Genomic DNA, 16,381 nt, shown 5'->3' with positions numbered 1-16,381 from the left:
GGGGTAACTGCGGGAGGGTGGCTTGTACGACTGTAGCGCCTAAGCGGTGGTCAGGTACTGCAGGAGTGCAGTGGATACGGTAGTGATCTGCTCGATGGGGACCTGCTCGTCCTTCTTGTGAGCAAACCCGGGATCGCCCGGGCCAAAGTTCACGGCCGGCGTGCCCATCTCGGAGAAGCGGGCCACGTCGGTCCAGCCAAACTTGGCGCGGAACTGGCCGCCGACGGCGTCGACAAGCGCGCGTGCCGCAGGCTGTCCCAGCCCGGGAAGTGCCGCGCCAGCTTCGTCGTCAACCTCGATGCTGACGTTCTCGTGCTCGCCGATGACCTCGCGCATGTGCGCCATTGCCTCCGGCAGGCTGCGGTCCGGCGCGAAGCGGAAGTTGACGAACATCCAGGCCTCGTCGGGAATCGTGTTCGTGGCCACACCCGACTCCAGGTGCACGATGTTCAGGCCTTCCTTATAGGTACAGCCGTCGATGGTGACCTCACGCGGAACATAGTTGGCCACGTTCATCAACACCGGAGCCAACGTGTGGGCAGCATTAGAGCCCAGCCAGGCGCGGGCAGAGTGGGCGCGGGTGCCGTGGGCCGTGACCCGCAGGCGGATGGTGCCCTGGCAGCCTGCCTCGATCATGGCGCCGGAGGGTTCGCCGAGCAGCGCCAGATCACCGTGCAACCACTCCGGATGATCCTTTTGTAGGTGTCCCAGGCCATTGAACTCGGTGGCCACCTCCTCGCCCTCATAGGCGATGACGGTGAGATCGTGGGCGAGCTCTGGGGCGTCGTAAAGCGCGGCGAAAGCATGCAAATACACAGCCATGCCGGATTTCATGTCGACGGTGCCGCACCCCCACATGATGTCCCCTTCCATGTGGTGGGGAACGTTGTCAGCCAAAGGCACGGTGTCGATGTGGCCAGCCAAGACCACACGGGAATCTTTGCCCCAGTTGGTGCGCGCGCATACGGTATTGCCATAGCGCACTACCTCGACTTTTTCGCTGTCGAGGCCGCGCAGGGCGGCTTCGACTGCATCGGCAATCGCCTCCTCGTGATGCGATGGGCTCGGAATATCAACGAGCGCTTTGGTCAATTCGATCGGGGACGCAAACAGATCTAAAGTCACAAAGCGCCATCGTAGCGTCCACGGATGTCTGCTGCATTGTGTAATATCCCCTTGGTCAACTTAAAGCGCGTCACAAAAGGCGGATGAATATGGCAGATGCCACACAGCAACTAAAGACTCGCCACCTCACCATGATGGGTCTCGGATCGGCCGTCGGCGCTGGTCTGTTCCTCGGCGTTGGTCTCGGTATTCAGATTTCCGGTACCTCGGTTCTCGTCTCCTATGCGATAGCCGGCGCCCTCGTAGCCGTCATCATGTGGATGCTCGGCGAGATGGCCGCAGCCCGCCCTTCCCTGGGCTCCTTCTCCACCTATGCCGGACAGGCTTTCGGCAACTGGGCCCGTTTCACCTTGGGCTGGATTTTTTGGTTCATGCTAGTCATGGTTATGGGCGCAGAGATTACCGGCGCTGCAGCCATTATCTCCTCGTGGTTTGACATCGCCCCCTGGATCCCAGCGCTCATCGCTGTGTCCTTCTTCGCCGTGGTGAACTTCGCCGCAGTCCGCGGATTCGGTGAGTTCGAGTTCTGGTTTGCCATCATCAAGGTCGCGGTTATCATCGCCTTCCTCGTCGTTGGTGTCCTCATGTTCGTGGGCGTGCTGCCTGGATTCAACGGCGATTTAGCCGGCACAAACTTCACTGAGAACTTCCTGCCTAATGGCCTACCTGGCTTTGCGGCTGGACTGCTTGCTGTGGCCTTCGCCTTCGGCGGTATTGAAGTGGTGACCATTGCCGCCGCTGAGTCTGAGGATCCAGCACACAACGTGGCAACCGCAGTCCGCGCGGTCATCTTCCGCATCATGGTCTTCTATATCGGCGCCATCGTAGTCATCACGATGATCCTGCCATTCGCCGGCATTCAGGATGCCGACGCTGCCGCGGATTCCCCGTTCACCCTGGTTCTGGAAGCAGCCAAGATCCCATTCGCTGCAGGCTTCATGGAAGTCATCATCGCCCTGTCACTGCTGTCCGCGTTCAACGCGCAGATCTACGCCACCTCCCGCCTTGTTCATGACATGTCCAAGGATGGCTCCGCACCTAAGGTCTTCCTCACCAAGAACCCTTCCGGCTCCCCGGTCTTTGCCGTCATCCTCTCGATGGTTTGCGCCTTCGCATCGGTACTCCTGCAGTTCTGGAACCCACCAGGACTTCTGGCCTTCCTCTTCAATGCGGTCGGCGGCTGCCTGCTGGTGATCTGGACCTTCGTGGTTGCTTCCTACCTGAAGCTGCACCCCATCATGGCTGCCAACAACGAGCTGACCACCATCCGCGTCATCGCCTACCCGGTACTGCCATGGGCCACTTTGTTGGCCATGGCGGTGCTGGTCGTGCTCATGCTCCTCGATCCCTCTGCCCGCAACCAGGTCATTGCCGTGCTCGTACTAACGGCCTTCCTCGTCGTTGCGTCGCAGTTCACAAAACCGCGCCAAGTAGCTACGGAAACTAGCTAGCTGTGTAAGCTGTAGCGGTAAAAGATGTCGCCTGGGGTTTCTCGGGCGATTCCCGGCAATCAAAAGGTTCACTTCTAGATATGACTTCTGCATCCGCCCGCGGCCTTGCCACCCTGACCCACGATGGAACCGTCCTTGACGTATGGTTCCCTGCCGTTCACATCGGCGAGGACGCTAACGTCACGAAGACCGGCACCACCCGCTTGGAGCAGACCCCACAGCAATTCGCTGCGCTGGTGGGCCCGGACGAGGAGCGCGGCGTGGCTCGCGTTGCAGTTGAGACCGCCATCAAGGATCTGGATGAGGCCCCGGTGGACACCTACGACGCATACCTGCGCCTCCACCTCCTCTCCCACCGCGCGGTCAAGCCGCACGGCCTGAACATGGACGGCATCTTCGGCCTGCTGGCTAACGTTGTGTGGACCAACTACGGTCCTTGCGCGGTTGCCGACTTCCAGATGGTCCGCGGCCGCCTGTCCTCCCGCGGCCCCGTTACTGTCTACTCGGTGGACAAGTTCCCGCGCATGGTGGACTACGTCGTGCCGACCGGCGTCCGCATTGGCGACGCCGACCGAGTCCGCCTCGGTGCTCACCTCGCTGAGGGCACCACGGTCATGCACGAGGGCTTCGTGAACTTCAACGCCGGAACCCTGGGCGCCTCCATGGTTGAGGGCCGCATCTCCGCGGGTGTTGTGGTCGGTGACGGCTCTGATGTTGGCGGCGGCGCTTCCATCATGGGCACGCTTTCTGGTGGCGGCAAAGAAGTCATCTCCATCGGCGAGCGCTGCCTGCTGGGCGCCAACTCGGGTATTGGCATCTCGCTTGGCGACGACGCCGTAGTCGAGGCCGGCCTCTACGTCACCGCTGGCACGAAGATCGCCGTGTTCGGCAAGATCGCCGAGGCTCTTGGAGTCAAGGAAGGCGACACCGTCAAGGGCTCACAGCTCTCCGGAGCTTCTGGCGTCCTGCTGCGCCGCAACTCCGTCTCCGGTGCCGTCGAAGCCACCGAGTGGAAGGCCGATGCAGTAGCCCTCAACGAGGACCTGCACAAGAACTAAGCTTCTGCCGAGCCCCCGGTTCATAGCCCCCTCGCAGGCGCGTTCTAAACTGGGAAGGTGACTGCATCGACATCTTCCTCATCAGGCTCTCTTGGCAGCGGCCTCAAGGTCCGCCACCTCACCATGATGGGCCTCGGCTCAACCATAGGCGCGGGCCTTTTCCTTGGAACCGGCGTTGGTATTTCCGCCGCAGGCCCCGCTGTGCTCCTCGCCTACCTCATCGCTGGCTTCCTCGCCATCCTCGTGATGCAGATGCTCGGCGAGATGGGCACCGTTATCCCCGCCTCCGGTTCCTTCTCTGAGTATGCCGAACACGGCATCGGACGCTGGGCCGGATTTACCCAAGGCTGGATTTACTGGCTCGCTACCGTTGCAGTCCTAGGCGCTGAAATCACCGGCGCGGCCGGCTTCATAGGTTCGTGGTTCAATGTATCGCCGTGGATTCCGGCCGCAGTGTGCGTAGCATTCTTTGGCATCGTCAATCTCCTGCGCGTACGCCTCTTCGGCGAGTTTGAATACTGGTTCGCTGCCATCAAGGTCATTGTCATCGTCGCCTTCCTGATCGTGGGCTTCCTGCTCATTTTTGGCTTTTTACCAGGGCACGAGTTCATCGGTACCAAGATCTTCCTCGAAGACGGCTTCATGCCGAATGGCCTCGGCGGCGTCGCTGCAGGTCTGCTCGCCGTTGCCTTCGCATTCGGCGGCATCGAGGTAGTAGCCATCGCGGCCGCCGAGTCTGAGGACCCTGAGAAGTCCCTCGTCAACGCGGTGCGCTCCACCATCTTACGTATCTCGGTTTTCTACCTGGGCTCCGTTCTGGTCATCACCTTCCTGTTACCGTATTCCACTCTCGGCGGCGCTGACACCGCAGCACAATCGCCGTTTACTCAGGTGCTCGACCGCGCTGGTATTCCGGTGGCCGCCGGCTTCATGGAAGTCATCATCGTGTTGGCACTGCTCTCCGCATTCAACGCGCAGATCTACGCCTCCTCGCGCATGATGCACTCGCTGGCCTCTCGCCACGAGGCACCGCAGATCTTTACCAAGACCAACGAGCGCGGCGTCCCCACCAACGCCATCGCCCTGTCGGTGCTCCTCTCTGTGGTCATGGTCGTGCTCAACTACGCCGACACGGGCTGGTTGCTCCGCTTCATGCTCAATTCTGCTGGCGCTTCCCTGCTCATCGTGTGGGTATTCATCGCGGTGAGCCAGCTGCGCCTGCGCCGCCGCCTGGAAGCTATCCACCCGCTGCCCATTCGTATGTGGGCTTTCCCGTACCTCACGTGGTTCTCCCTGGCCATCTTCGCGGCCATTGCGGTGCTCATGCTGACCGACGCCAGTGCCCGTGTTCAGCTGCTCTCGGCCGCAGCGATGTTTGCAATTCTCGCAGTCGCCAGCGTCATCAATGCGAAGATGCGCGGGATTTCCCCGACCTCGACGCTGCCGCTTCCCGACGTCGAAAAGCGCCTCAATAAGCAGCTCGAGGACTAGCCATCCGCAACAGATCGCACCGGCCCCTCGCCGGTGCTACTGCCTTTTTAGGACCTCCTAGTTGATGGACACATGTCCGTCAGGAGTAAAAGTCGCGACGCTGCCTCCGCTTTCCATGGCGAACGTTCCATCAAAGTCATTAGTCAGTGTGATGCCTTGAATGGTGGTGCGAGTGCCCGGTTCCATTGTCTTAGGCGCCGAGTCCGCCAGGCCGCCGCCCGGTAGGCCTGCGGTCATCGACTTAACAAATTCCAGTTGTCCTGATTCACTCTTAGCGACGGTATCGGCCGAATCCATTCCCACAGGGGTTTCCACTTGTGGCGTATCAACCATTGTCATTTGGCAAGTTGCATAACTGCCGCTCTGCTTAACGAAGCAATAACCGTCGCGGATGAGCACGACCCAAGTTATCTCATTAACCATAAAGTACTGTTCGTCCACAACCTTCAGGCTCGGTGCAACGGGTGCTCTCTTCCGACGTCGCCGAGCTCGTCACCGTCGCAGACACAGCGGCAGCGAAACTAGGCTCAGAATCCTGCGAATTGTCGGAGGAACCAGACGAACAGGCAGTCAACGCACCAGCGAGGGCAGCGCAGGAAAGAAGAGAAAAGAGCTTATTCATACCTTCACCTTACTGCCGCCAAAGTACTTTTAGAGCGGATCCTCTTGGGCAACGACGACAGGCGACTTTGGCTTCGAGCGGAATGTCCACAGCTTATTGATGACAAAATTGATCGGCATAGCGACCACGATGGAAATCGCATTCGCCCAGTAGCTCTTGTTTCTTAATCCAGAGGAGTCATCGAAGATATCGCTTGGTAGCTGGACCGGCGAGTTCGTGTTGATCAAAGCGACCATAACAATCTGCGAAACGATCATCGCACCAACGCCCGTGATGAGGAATGGGAAAAAGCCCCGCAACCAGGACACCTTCTCCACCGAGCCAAACGTCCATTTGCGGTTGAGCTGGTAATTCCAAATATTTGCAACCAAAAAGGCAATGAATGCGAAGACGTTGTACCAACGGATGTTGAAATCCGTGAACGGGATCGCCCAGAAAGGATCGTAGTAGTGCAATCCAAAAGCAGAATCAAAGATCTTTTTGGTGGCAATGAACACCGCTTGGTTCACCAACACACCTGATCCACCGACCATGCCGAACTTAATGAACTGGCCAAAATTGGAGGCAAACCGCGCAAAGGTCAAATCCGCCATAGCTCGCCCCTTAGCGTCGTCTAAAATTAAAACCTATTAGAGTCTAGTCCTTCACCCTTGCGCAGCGAAAAACTGACGCCGCGCGCCACATATCGGATCGATAAATTCTAAGCGCTCGTGTACCAACTGCAAAGGCTCCGAGAAGTCATAGAGATCCAGCCCTTTATCCACTGGATAAGTGTCATCCCCGCAGATGGGACTACCCAAGTGGTTCAACAAGACCCGCAGCTGATGCGTGTGCCCGGTCAGCGGTTGGAGCTCCACGTCCTTGCCGCTCGCACGCACAAAAGTCTGCGTCGGCGTACCCGCCGGATCCACGACAACCTGTCTGCTTCCGTGCGGCTTAGCCATCCTCAGCGTCACCATGCCCTCAAACTGGAGTGGCTGCGTCACCCGAGCGCGATAAGTCTTGTGCATCTGCCTGTCCTGGAACATGTGCTGATACAGCCCACGCGTGCGTGGGTTCACCGAACACACCACAACTCCAGCCGTGAGCCTATCGAGGCGATGCAAAGGAACAATCTCACCATTGCCCATATCCACGCGCAGGCGAGTCTGCAGAGTCTCGCGCACGATTCGTCCATTCGACGTCGTGGGCAGGAAATGCGGTTTGTCAACGACAAGAAGATGCTCATCGGCATAGAGCACCTGATAGTCGAAAGGAATGGGCGGCTCCGGCGGGACCTCTGGGTGGTACCACGCAGGAATAGGGCACTCCAGCCGCGTTCCGGGCTCTAAGAGTGCACCCGCCGGAAAAGGAGAATCCCCAGCCTCGGCCGCCCAATACTGCGGCGCGGCAGGAACGGTGCCATGCAGCACCGCCTTCCGCGGGCTTATCCCCTCCCGCGCTGGCGGTCGAAAAGCCATGGGCAGGCCCTCGACCTATTTACTGCGCGAGGCGGGCAACAGCGGCGTCGATACGCTCGTCGGTGCCGTTCAAGCCGATGCGCACGAACTTCTGCCCCGTTGGGCCGTAGAAGTCACCAGGGGCGACCAAAATACCGCGTTCAGCCAGCCAGTCCACCGTCGTGCGGCAGTCTTCATCGCGGGTAGCCCACAGGTACATGCTGGCCTCAGAATGCTCAATGCGGAAGCCTGCCTCCGTTAGGGCACGCAGCAGCTTCGCACGGCGGGCAGCATAGCGACGAACCTGCAAGCTCTCGGAGTCGTCGTCGTTGAGAGCTTCAACCATCGCCGCCTGAATCGGCCCCGGCACGATGAGACCGGCGTGCTTGCGCAGCTCCAGCAACTCCGCGATGAGCTTCGGATCGCCAGCGAAGAAACCGGTGCGGTAAGACGCCAAGTTGTGGGACTTCGACAACGAGTGCATAGCAATCAAACCCGTGGTGTCACCGTCGTTTACGCGTGGATCCAAAATGGAGACCGGCTTCTTGTCATCGTCCCAGGCCAGCGCCAAGTAGCACTCGTCGGAGGCCACAATAGCGTCGTTCTCACGTGCCCAAGCCACCACGTCGCGCAGCTCCTCCACGCTCAAGACGTTGCCCGTGGGGTTGGAGGGAGAATTCACAAATGCCATCGCAGCATCGCCGAACGCGGCTGGGTCGTCATTCCGCTCAGGAGTCGCCCCGGCGATGAGTGCGCCAACCTCGTAGGTCGGGTAAGCAACAGACGGAATAATCACCCGCTCACCGCGCATGCCGAGCAACGTCGGCAGCCAAGCGATGGCTTCCTTCAGACCAATGACAGGAAGCACACCGATAGCCTCTGGCTCCACATTGGTGCGGCGATGCACATTGCCGCGAATCGCGTCCTGCAGAGCGGCCGTACCTGCAGTGGTCGGGTATCCAGGAGCCTCCGCATTTGAAGCCAGCGCCAGCTGGACGCCCGGAGCAACCGGGTCCACAGGGTTGCCCACAGACAGATCAACGATTCCGTCCGGATGCGACTGTGCCTTCTTCTTCGCGTCTGCAAGAGAATTCCACGGGAAGTCAGGCAGTGTGTTTCCGAGCGGTTGGCGAGCCATGAGTCTAAAACTCCTTGAGCGTTATGGCGATGAATATGCGGCTAGCAAACAATTAACCCCGGCCTTGTTCACGCCAGCGCATGAATGGGCCGGGAATTTAAAATTAATCCTGATTTTGCGGCGGAAGCGCAGCAATCATCGGGGCGTCGAAGTCCTGCGGTCCGAGCGCGGCTGCTCCGCCTGGAGAGCCCAGGTCATCGAAGAACGCAGCGTTTGCGTCGTTGTAATCGATCCACTCGTCCGGAACATCATCCTCGTAGAAAATGGCCTCGACCGGGCAAGCAGGTTCACAAGCGCCGCAGTCCACGCACTCGTCAGGATGGATGTACAGGGAGCGCTTGCCTTCGTAGATGCAATCGACTGGGCACTCTTCAACGCAAGCGCGGTCCATCACATCGACGCACGGCTGCGCGATTGTGTAAGTCATGAGGTGCTAAAACTCCTGTTTTCACGGGTTTTGGGATGTTTAACAGTATGTCACTTCTGTTTGAAAAATGGGAAAATTCCGCCACCGATTCCAGCTATCAGCAGCAGAAGCGAAAGAATATTATTTGCCAGCCACATATCCCCAGTTACCGCCGCACCCAGCGCGAATGCTAAGTAGCCAAGTAACCAAGCAGCCAAAGGCACGAGACCAATGTAGGCATTATCACTCCACAGCCGCGCTGTGCGCGTGAGCACTCCATTGAACCACCAGGCCACAACAATAGTGATGGGAAACGCCACACTTGCGCCGTCGGGCAGTGGAAGGCGCGCCGTGAGGTAGACAACCTCCAAGACCAAAGAGGTCAATGCACCGACTGCCAACCACACCAAGCCGGTAACCTGCTCGCCCCGCGTGAACTGGTTTAAAATCACAGCCCCTCCAGCAAGCTGATGGCTGGCTCGCCTTGACCCAACTGGTAGTGCTCGGCGCGCAGCAACGGCATCACCAGCAGATTCGACAAACCATAAGCACCAACAGCCACCTCAGGGTCAACGATCCCCGCAACGGCTGCCTCGGGATTCGTCTCCGTAACTGTTGCGTCAGCCACCCAAATCTGCGTGGCATGGGCAACCATGGCGGCGCGCTTGGCGGCGAGGGCGGCGTCGGAAAGCGCATGCTCTACCGCATGTGACTCGTTGGTGAAGTTGTCGAGGTACGCCTGGTCTGGCTTGGCCCAGCCCTGCGGCGCGACCACCTGCTCGAGCGCGGCGTAGTGGGCGCTGCGCTCAAAGATGGCCCACCAAATGCGCTGGCGCGGATCCGCCGCAGCGTGAACTGCCTTGTGCACGGCGATGTGGTCCGGGTGACCGTAACCGCCGTCCGGGCCGTAAGTCAAAACGATGTGTGGCTGAATCTGAGCGAAGTGTTCCTTGAGAAGCACCACTGCTTCATCCACGCGGTTGACCAACGCGCGGGGATTGTCGTGGGCCGGCGAGCCCTCCATGCCGGAATCGCGGAAGTAGCCAAAGCCGCCGAGCTGGATTCCCTGCACACCGAGGATGCGCAGGGCGTCGGAAAGCTCGCGAGCGCGGAAGCCACCGAGTTGATCGGACTCGCATAGGCCTTGGTAAGGAGCGCCGATAACCTCGCCCTCCTCACCGAGGGTCGCGGTAATCACCGTGACATCGGCGCCGCGGGCAGCCATATCCGCCAGCGTTCCGCCGGTAAACAGCACCTCGTCATCTGGATGCGCGTGCACAGCCACCACGCGGTAGCCCTGTAAATCCTTATTGTTCATCTTTCCTCCACGTCGGTGCTGTAACTAGCCCTGCATCCCAATCCTCGATGCTTTGACCGGGCCCTACGATACCCCTGCCCAACGCGTGAATACGCACCTCGTCCATCAACGGGACATAAAGCACCTGCTCAGCGTTCAGCTTACGGACTCGCTCCAGACCTTCCTCCGGGGAGATGCGACCAGAGAGAATCTCGCTGACGGTTGCCTCGGAGTTCTCGGGGCAGAATCCAGAAAAATCGCTGGATACCAATCCTTCCTCTTCGCATAAGAAGTGGCTAGCCATTGTTGCGGGCTTGACGGCGAGGGACTCCCAGGAGACCAAGGCGTCGACCTCGCCGCGCGGCAGCAGCGTGCCGGTGATGGTTTGGGTGCGCTCGGATACGACCTCTGCGCCAATCGCCTGAGCTTCGAGGACGTCCACGATGGTGCGTGCAGCGGCCATAGCCTCCGAGTTGGTGGGGTCCGCGGCGATGCGCAAAGGCTTGCGTCCGGCGCGCTCGCGCAGCGGTGCGAGCTCCACATCCCCGCTGACAGGGTTTTGGCCAGGGCGCAGCTCCGAAGCGCGGCCGGCGGCCAGGCGGGCTACTTGGTCGGTTTCGATGAGCGAGGCTAGGGCGCGTCGCTGGCGCTCGTCCGGTAATGCAGACTGTCGCGCGGACAGGTGCAGGCGCAGCTGCCTGCCGCGGGTTACGGTTCCGGCATTGACGTTGCTGAGCAGGCTGAGGTTCTCCAGGGAGGTTTGTTCTGGGGTGAAATCGACAAATCCCACCTGACCGGAGCGCAGCATATTGACGGCCTGGCCGGTGTTGCGGACGGTGCGCAGCTGAACGACGTCGACAAGCGCAGGGTCAGCTCCCCAAAAGCGATCGTTACGGTTGAGGGTAATGACTCCCCTGCCGCGGTCGACGCCTGCGACGGAATAACGCCCAGCGGATGCCGGGATTCCGTCTGCGAGCGCTCGAGTAAATTCGGCGTCCTGCAAAAGATGGGAGGGCAGCAAGTGAGCGAACAGGCTGTGCCAATCGGCTACTCGCTCGCTGAAATCCACCGTCACCACGCGGCCGGCCGAGGAAGTATTGACCTCTTTGATGGCGTAGTAGGCTGCGGCATCGCTGACGCCTGCGGTGGAGGTCATCTGCGTCCACAGGTAGTGGAAATCGCTCCCGCTGATGGGCGTGCCATCCGACCATTGGGCGGGCGAGGCGATTTTATAGACCACTCGCTGTGCCACTCCCTCGGGTGGCTGGACCTCTTCGGCGCTGGCGAGGACGTCGGTGTCCATGTGCTCGCCGTGGAAGGCAGAAGGTAGCACGAGCTCGGCGATTTGGCTGACTAACTCATTATTATTTGCCACAAGGTGCGGGTTGAGGCCGCTGCTGAGTGGGTCCACGCCGATGGCGACGGTCTCGCGCTCGGTGCTCTCTTCCTCCTCAACAGGAGTCGGCGTTTCCGTCTCCGTGCTCTCGGCTGCGGGTTTTTCCTCCACCGGTGGAGGACCCGGGTTGGCCATGCAGGAGGTCAAGACGCACATGGATGCGATCAAAGTCGCTGCGCTCAGCTTCTGCACGGAAGGCCTGCCTTTCTTGGTTGAACTAGCACTACTCTAGTCGGTGTCAATGCTCAGTAAGTGATTGGCGTGCTATTGGGCATGTGCTGCCTTCGAACCATCTTTGCGGGCCTGTTTGGTCAATTTCAGGGCCTTAGATGCTTCGAGTTCACAATTTGGGAGCATCCTTTTCGCACTGTGCACACAAGCTGCGCCCGCCGACCCGGAAAACACAAAACGCGGCCCCCTTTCAAGGGACCGCGCCTTGCTAGCTCTTACTTGTTGAGCTGCTTTGCACGAGAAGCCGCACGCTTACGGTCGGTAGCCGACAGCTCGACCTTGCGCACACGCATGACGTTAGGGGCAACCTCGACGCACTCGTCGGTGCCACAGAACTCGAGGGCCTCATCCAGAGAAAGGGTACGAGCCTTCGCCAAGGTCACAGTTGCATCTGCAGTAGCAGAACGCATGTTGGTGAGCTTCTTTTCCTTGGTGATGTTGATGTCCATATCCTCATCACGGTTGTTAGCGCCCACGACCATGCCCTCGTAAGCCTCCATACCTGGCTCGACGAAGAAGTCGCCGCGGTCGGCCAGCTGCTGCAGAGCGTATGCGGTGATCTGTCCGGAGCGGTCAGCAACCAGGGAGCCGGTAGCGCGGGACTTGATCTCACCAGCCCAAACATCCAGGCCGTCACCGATAGAGTTCGCGATACCTGCACCGCGGGTCTCGGTCAGGAACTGGGTGCGGAAGCCGATAAGGCCACGTGCTGGGATACGGAAGACCATACGAACCCAGTCACCCTCGCGGACGTCCATGGACTGCATCTGGCCCTTGCGAGCAGCGAGCAGCTGGGTGATTGCGCCCTGGTGCTCAGACGGGGAGTCGATGGTGAGCATCTCGTAAGGCTCCATCGTCTTTCCATCAACAACCTGGGTAACAACCTGCGGCTTGCCCACGGTGAGCTCAAAGCCCTCGCGGCGCATGTTCTCGATCAGAACAGACAGAGCCATCTCGCCGCGTCCCTGCACCTCCCAAGCGTCAGGTCGCTCGGTCGGCAGAACGCGGATAGACACGTTACCGATGAGCTCCTGGTCCAAGCGAGCCTTGACCATACGTGCGGTGAGCTTGTCTCCGCCGCCCTGGCCTGCCATTGGAGAGGTGTTAACGCCGATGGTCATGGAGATTGCTGGCTCGTCGACGTGAATCTGCGGCAGTGCGACGGGGTTGTCAACATCAGCGATGGTGTCGCCAATCATGATATCTGGGATACCGGAGATAGCGATGATGTCGCCTGCAATTGCCTCGATGTCCGGCTGACGCTCGAAACCAACGGTACGCAGCAGCTCAGCGACCTTGACGTTCTTGGTAACTTGGTTGCCCTCGTCGTCCCAAGAAATCCAAGCGACCTGCTGGCCCTTCTTGATCTTGCCGGAGTAGATACGCAGCAAAGCAATACGGCCCAAGAAGTCGGAGGAGTCAAGGTTGGCAACGTGTGCCTGCAGCGGGCCGTCGACGGAAGCGGAAGGCTCCGGAAGGACGTCGTAGATAACGTCGAAGAGCGCCTGCAGGTCCTCAGCCGCAGGAACGTTGCCGTCGCCTGGGTTCTCGGTAGAAGCCTTGCCCTCACGGCCGGAAGCGTAAAGAACCGGCAGGTCCAGCAGAGTCTCAGCAGCAGCTGCTGCCTCTTCGTCCTCAAGGCCGGAAGCGATCTCGAGCAGGAGGTCGTGAGACTCGCTGACGACCTCGTCGATACGAGCGTCCGGGCGGTCGGTCTTGTTCACGCAGATGATGACCGGCAGCTTGGCTTCCAGCGCCTTGGTCAAGACGAAGCGGGTCTGTGGGAGCGGACCCTCGGAGGCGTCGACAAGCAGCACAACGCCGTCGACCATGGAGATACCGCGCTCAACCTCGCCGCCGAAGTCGGCGTGGCCTGGGGTGTCGATGACGTTGATGATGAGGTCTCCGCCGTCCTTGCCAAGGCCCTTGCGGTGGATGGCGGTGTTCTTCGCCAGAATGGTAATGCCGCGCTCGCGCTCCTGGTCATTGGAGTCCATGACGCGGTCCGTGTGCTCGCCGTGGTCGCCGAATGCGCCGGACTGCTCCAGCATGCCGTTGACGAGGGTGGTCTTACCGTGGTCAACGTGGGCGACGATGGCGACGTTACGGAACTCGGTGTTAGTCACTGGTGGGGTGCTCCTTAAAAGCAAAATGGGAGCGCGAAAGCGCGAAGATTTTTGAACGGGGTCTAAATATACTCTGACACCCTTTGAATTGCAGCATTGAAGCGCATGAAGAGCTGTAGAAACACAAGTTCCAGGGTTTTGTAACGAAACGATATACGCGAACGAAATATGACGTAGCAGTCGGTTTAGGTCTTGACCGCAAGGAAAAAGTGAATATTGTTACTGCAGATACTATTGTGACTTCTGTGACGAGTGTTGTTTCCAAGCACCTCGCCGGGCCGAAGCCCGCAATCCCTACTGCACCCAACACAAGGATTCTGATAACAGTGAGCACTCCGAGCACCACCAACCGCGCTCAGCGCAACCACGGACCCCGCCTCCGCGCGGGCTCCGGAGTTATTGCTGCCGCCACCACGGCGCTCATCGGTCTAGCCGCACCACTTGTCGCCCCCGCACAAGCAGACGCGCCGGACCTATCCTCACTGGAGGCCCAGACCGCTGCACTCTCCCCTTTGGATGAGCTCGGCCGCCCGAAAGAAGACACCCAGAACCGCATCCGCGAATTCGCCGCACAACCCTGGATGCCCCAGGAGCTGCGCAGCGCCATCCTCTCCGGCCTCGCCTTTTCCATGGGTGAGGGAGGCGATGCCGGCGTAGCAATGCCTGAGGGCCAAGGCCCCGCCTTCCGCCAGTTCTACTGGCCTACTGTCTCCGCACAGTGCATCGGCGGCCAAGCCAACTCTGTGGGTTCCGCCATCGCGGTCCCCGGCCCCACCCAGATGCCTGCGCCTGGCGCCGGCGAGGGCGAAGCAGTCTTCCTCTTCACCGCAATGGGAACCTCGCCTGCCGCCAAGGAGCAGGGAAACATGAACGTACGGTGGTTCAACCTGGACACTTTCCAGTCCGGCATCACTCCACTGTTCAATAACGGGATCAACCAAGATGGCCCCACCACGGTTTCGGGCCGCGCGGTTACTGGCAAGGGCACAGTCGTGGCCCTTTTGTCCGGCTCCGTCAACACTCAAGAATCTACGTGTAGCTTCCCGCCCACCGCAGCCTTCCTAGAGGTGATTTAATGAGCGCAGACCTGCATCCAGTCAAGCAAGAAACCTTTAATACGGTAAGCAACGTCAACGTTGACCCCAAAGGATTCCTCCGCGAGGTAGACACCTACCGTGAGACCGACTTCGGCCTCTACATGGCCCGCGGCGCCAATCACCCGCGCTTCGGCTACCTCGAGTCATGGCTGCTTCCGAAACTGGGTTTGCGGGCAAACATCTTCCACTTCCGCGAGGGTGTGGACGCGCGCCAGGACTTCTACTTCGATGTCGCTGACATCGATAACACCGATGGTGTGTGGACCGCGCGTGATCTGTACGTTGACTTGGTTTCTAACACCGGCGAGCCCATCGACCTCCTCGACATCGACGAGCTGGCCGCCGCCACCTCCGCAGGTCTCATCTCCGCGGAGGAGGCCGAGCGCGCCATGGAACGCACCCTCACTGCAGTCGAGGGCATCACTCGTTACGGCGATGATGCAATGGCTTGGTTGCGCACGCTGGGCATCGAACTTTCCTGGGCTGAATCTGTCAGCCTGACTCCGGCTGAATAGGTGCGTAGAGTATGGAGAGATAAATTACTCTCCAAATGAAGGATGCATAACACCTATGGCTGGTGGACTTTTTGCACTGCTTGACGACGTCGCACTCATCGCCCGCTCCGCTGCTGCCAGCGTTGATGACGTAGCAGCTCTTGCCGGTAAGACCTCCGTGAAGGCGGCGGGCGTGGTCGTGGACGACGCCGCAGTAACCCCCCAATACGTCGCGGGAGTCACCCCTGCCCGCGAGCTGCCAATGATTTGGCGCATCACCAAGGGCTCCCTGATCAACAAACTTGTCATCATTTTGCCCATCGCCTTGTTGCTTTCCTGGATTGCGCCATGGGCATTGACTCCAATCCTCATGTGCGGCGGCGCTTACCTGTGTTTCGAGGGCGCGGAGAAGATTTTCCACCACTTCATGCCGCACGAGGAGCATAAAGAGGACGCGGAACCCAAGGAAAAGGACCCCGACGCCGAGAACAAGCTGGTGAAGGCCGCCATCACCACCGACCTCATCCTGTCCGCGGAGATCATGGTGATCTCTCTCAACGAGGTCATCAACGAGCCCTTCTGGCTGCGTTTGGGCACGCTTGTGGTCGTGGCCATCGCCATCACTTTGGCTGTGTACGGCGCCGTGGGCTTGCTGGTCAAGATGGATGATTTGGGTATTAAGCTCCTAGAGCGCCACAACGGGAAGTCCGCTCTGGGCAACCTCCTAGTCAAGGGCATGCCGATTGTTTTGAATATCATCTCTGTCATTGGCACCGCCGCGATGCTCTGGGTGGGCGGCCACATCGTCATCAAGGGAATCCACGAGTTCGGTGCTGAGCAGCCTTATGGCTTCATTCACCACCTGACCGAGTCCATCTCCAACGGCGCACTCGCCTGGACCGCGGACACCGTCCTCTCCATGATCTTCGGCTTCCTGCTCGGCGCTGTCATCGTCACGGTGATCATGGCCGTGAAGAAGTCCGCGGGCAAGGACGCCCACGCCTAAGCAG

Annotated in this window: 16 protein-coding genes; 6 read left to right on the top strand and 10 right to left on the bottom strand. The window is 59.8% G+C overall.

The genetic code is table 11. The features are described from left to right. Window positions 1-39: 39 nt before the first annotated feature. Complete coding sequence (dapE, locus tag HMPREF3148_RS10075; protein WP_049151769.1) at window positions 40-1,125, bottom strand: succinyl-diaminopimelate desuccinylase; 1,086 nt, start codon at window positions 1,123-1,125, stop codon at window positions 40-42. Window positions 1,126-1,214: 89 nt separating this feature from the next. Here dapE and HMPREF3148_RS10070 point away from each other — a divergent pair, with 89 nt between their 5' ends. The 3 genes from HMPREF3148_RS10070 (at window position 1,215) to HMPREF3148_RS10060 (ending at window position 5,125) form a co-directional block, all read left to right on the top strand. Further along, a complete protein-coding gene (locus HMPREF3148_RS10070; protein WP_070509066.1) occupies window positions 1,215-2,576 on the top strand; it encodes an amino acid permease in 1,362 nt (453 codons plus the stop codon). Window positions 2,577-2,656: 80 nt separating this feature from the next. Then, the gene (gene dapD / locus HMPREF3148_RS10065; RefSeq protein ID WP_005531889.1) at window positions 2,657-3,634 is read left to right on the top strand and encodes a 2,3,4,5-tetrahydropyridine-2,6-dicarboxylate N-succinyltransferase; all 978 of its coding nucleotides are present in this window, start codon (window positions 2,657-2,659) and stop codon (window positions 3,632-3,634) included. Between the two features lie 123 nt (window positions 3,635-3,757). After that, window positions 3,758-5,125, top strand: a complete 1,368-nt coding sequence (locus HMPREF3148_RS10060; protein ID WP_100618608.1) for an amino acid permease — start codon at window positions 3,758-3,760, stop codon at window positions 5,123-5,125. 57 nt (window positions 5,126-5,182) lie between these two features. On the opposite strand, the gene HMPREF3148_RS10055 is transcribed toward HMPREF3148_RS10060, so the two are convergent. From HMPREF3148_RS10055 to typA, 9 genes are all read right to left on the bottom strand, one after another. Next, window positions 5,183-5,566, bottom strand: a complete 384-nt coding sequence (locus HMPREF3148_RS10055) for a hypothetical protein (RefSeq protein ID WP_005531884.1) — start codon at window positions 5,564-5,566, stop codon at window positions 5,183-5,185. 210 nt (window positions 5,567-5,776) lie between these two features. Next, a complete protein-coding gene (locus tag HMPREF3148_RS10050; RefSeq protein ID WP_005531882.1) occupies window positions 5,777-6,340 on the bottom strand; it encodes a GtrA family protein in 564 nt (187 codons plus the stop codon). Between the two features lie 51 nt (window positions 6,341-6,391). After that, a complete protein-coding gene (locus tag HMPREF3148_RS10045) occupies window positions 6,392-7,207 on the bottom strand; it encodes a pseudouridine synthase (RefSeq protein ID WP_049151766.1) in 816 nt (271 codons plus the stop codon). Between the two features lie 19 nt (window positions 7,208-7,226). Then, window positions 7,227-8,324 carry a succinyldiaminopimelate transaminase gene (gene dapC / locus HMPREF3148_RS10040; RefSeq protein ID WP_005531878.1) on the bottom strand — a complete coding sequence of 366 codons (1,098 nt, stop codon included), beginning with the start codon at window positions 8,322-8,324 and terminating at the stop codon, window positions 7,227-7,229. 103 nt (window positions 8,325-8,427) lie between these two features. After that, window positions 8,428-8,751, bottom strand: a complete 324-nt coding sequence (gene fdxA, locus HMPREF3148_RS10035; protein ID WP_005531876.1) for a ferredoxin — start codon at window positions 8,749-8,751, stop codon at window positions 8,428-8,430. A 50-nt stretch (window positions 8,752-8,801) separates the two neighbouring features. Continuing rightward, a complete protein-coding gene (locus HMPREF3148_RS10030; protein ID WP_005531874.1) occupies window positions 8,802-9,182 on the bottom strand; it encodes a hypothetical protein in 381 nt (126 codons plus the stop codon). Then, entirely contained in the window at window positions 9,179-10,048 is an 870-nt protein-coding gene (locus HMPREF3148_RS10025; protein WP_005531872.1) for a PIG-L family deacetylase, read from the bottom strand. The genes HMPREF3148_RS10030 and HMPREF3148_RS10025 overlap by 4 nt, the downstream gene beginning before the upstream one ends. Then, window positions 10,038-11,615: an ABC transporter family substrate-binding protein gene (locus HMPREF3148_RS10020; RefSeq protein ID WP_246818811.1), complete on the bottom strand. Its 1,578-nt coding sequence runs from the start codon at window positions 11,613-11,615 to the stop codon at window positions 10,038-10,040. The genes HMPREF3148_RS10025 and HMPREF3148_RS10020 overlap by 11 nt, the downstream gene beginning before the upstream one ends. Before the next feature lie 254 nt (window positions 11,616-11,869). Beyond that, the gene (typA, locus tag HMPREF3148_RS10015) at window positions 11,870-13,780 is read right to left on the bottom strand and encodes a translational GTPase TypA (protein WP_005531868.1); all 1,911 of its coding nucleotides are present in this window, start codon (window positions 13,778-13,780) and stop codon (window positions 11,870-11,872) included. Window positions 13,781-14,178: 398 nt separating this feature from the next. On the opposite strand from typA, the gene HMPREF3148_RS10010 reads away from it, so the two are divergent. From HMPREF3148_RS10010 to HMPREF3148_RS10000, 3 genes are read left to right on the top strand one after another with little or no spacing between them, the layout of a single operon-like run. Next, entirely contained in the window at window positions 14,179-14,856 is a 678-nt protein-coding gene (locus tag HMPREF3148_RS10010) for an Rv1157c family protein (protein ID WP_049145262.1), read from the top strand. Next, a complete protein-coding gene (locus HMPREF3148_RS10005; RefSeq protein WP_070509065.1) occupies window positions 14,856-15,392 on the top strand; it encodes a ribonuclease FAU-1 family protein in 537 nt (178 codons plus the stop codon). Before HMPREF3148_RS10010 ends, HMPREF3148_RS10005 begins: the two co-directional genes overlap by 1 nt. 55 nt (window positions 15,393-15,447) lie before the next feature. Further along, a complete protein-coding gene (locus HMPREF3148_RS10000) occupies window positions 15,448-16,377 on the top strand; it encodes a DUF808 domain-containing protein (RefSeq protein ID WP_049062643.1) in 930 nt (309 codons plus the stop codon). Window positions 16,378-16,381 lie beyond the last annotated feature (4 nt).

It is taken from the genome of Corynebacterium sp. HMSC05D08 (assembly GCF_001807215.1).
GTDB classification, from domain to species: Bacteria; Actinomycetota; Actinomycetes; order Mycobacteriales; family Mycobacteriaceae; genus Corynebacterium; species Corynebacterium striatum.
Note: the sequence above shows the minus strand (reverse complement) of the source record. Positions and strands in the feature narration are given on the sequence as shown.

Excerpts from the sequence above, each read along its gene's own strand:
- HMPREF3148_RS10070 (WP_070509066.1), top strand. The coding sequence starts at position 1,215 with ATGGCAGATGCCACACAGCAACTAAAGACTCGCCACCTCACCATGATG.
- dapD (WP_005531889.1), top strand. The coding sequence starts at position 2,657 with ATGACTTCTGCATCCGCCCGCGGCCTTGCCACCCTGACCCACGATGGA.
- HMPREF3148_RS10060 (WP_100618608.1), top strand. The coding sequence starts at position 3,758 with ATGATGGGCCTCGGCTCAACCATAGGCGCGGGCCTTTTCCTTGGAACC.
- HMPREF3148_RS10050 (WP_005531882.1), bottom strand. The coding sequence starts at position 6,340 with ATGGCGGATTTGACCTTTGCGCGGTTTGCCTCCAATTTTGGCCAGTTC.
- HMPREF3148_RS10045 (WP_049151766.1), bottom strand. The coding sequence starts at position 7,207 with ATGGCTTTTCGACCGCCAGCGCGGGAGGGGATAAGCCCGCGGAAGGCG.
- dapC (WP_005531878.1), bottom strand. The coding sequence starts at position 8,324 with ATGGCTCGCCAACCGCTCGGAAACACACTGCCTGACTTCCCGTGGAAT.
- fdxA (WP_005531876.1), bottom strand. The coding sequence starts at position 8,751 with ATGACTTACACAATCGCGCAGCCGTGCGTCGATGTGATGGACCGCGCT.
- HMPREF3148_RS10025 (WP_005531872.1), bottom strand. The coding sequence starts at position 10,048 with ATGAACAATAAGGATTTACAGGGCTACCGCGTGGTGGCTGTGCACGCG.
- HMPREF3148_RS10005 (WP_070509065.1), top strand. The coding sequence starts at position 14,856 with ATGAGCGCAGACCTGCATCCAGTCAAGCAAGAAACCTTTAATACGGTA.
- HMPREF3148_RS10000 (WP_049062643.1), top strand. The coding sequence starts at position 15,448 with ATGGCTGGTGGACTTTTTGCACTGCTTGACGACGTCGCACTCATCGCC.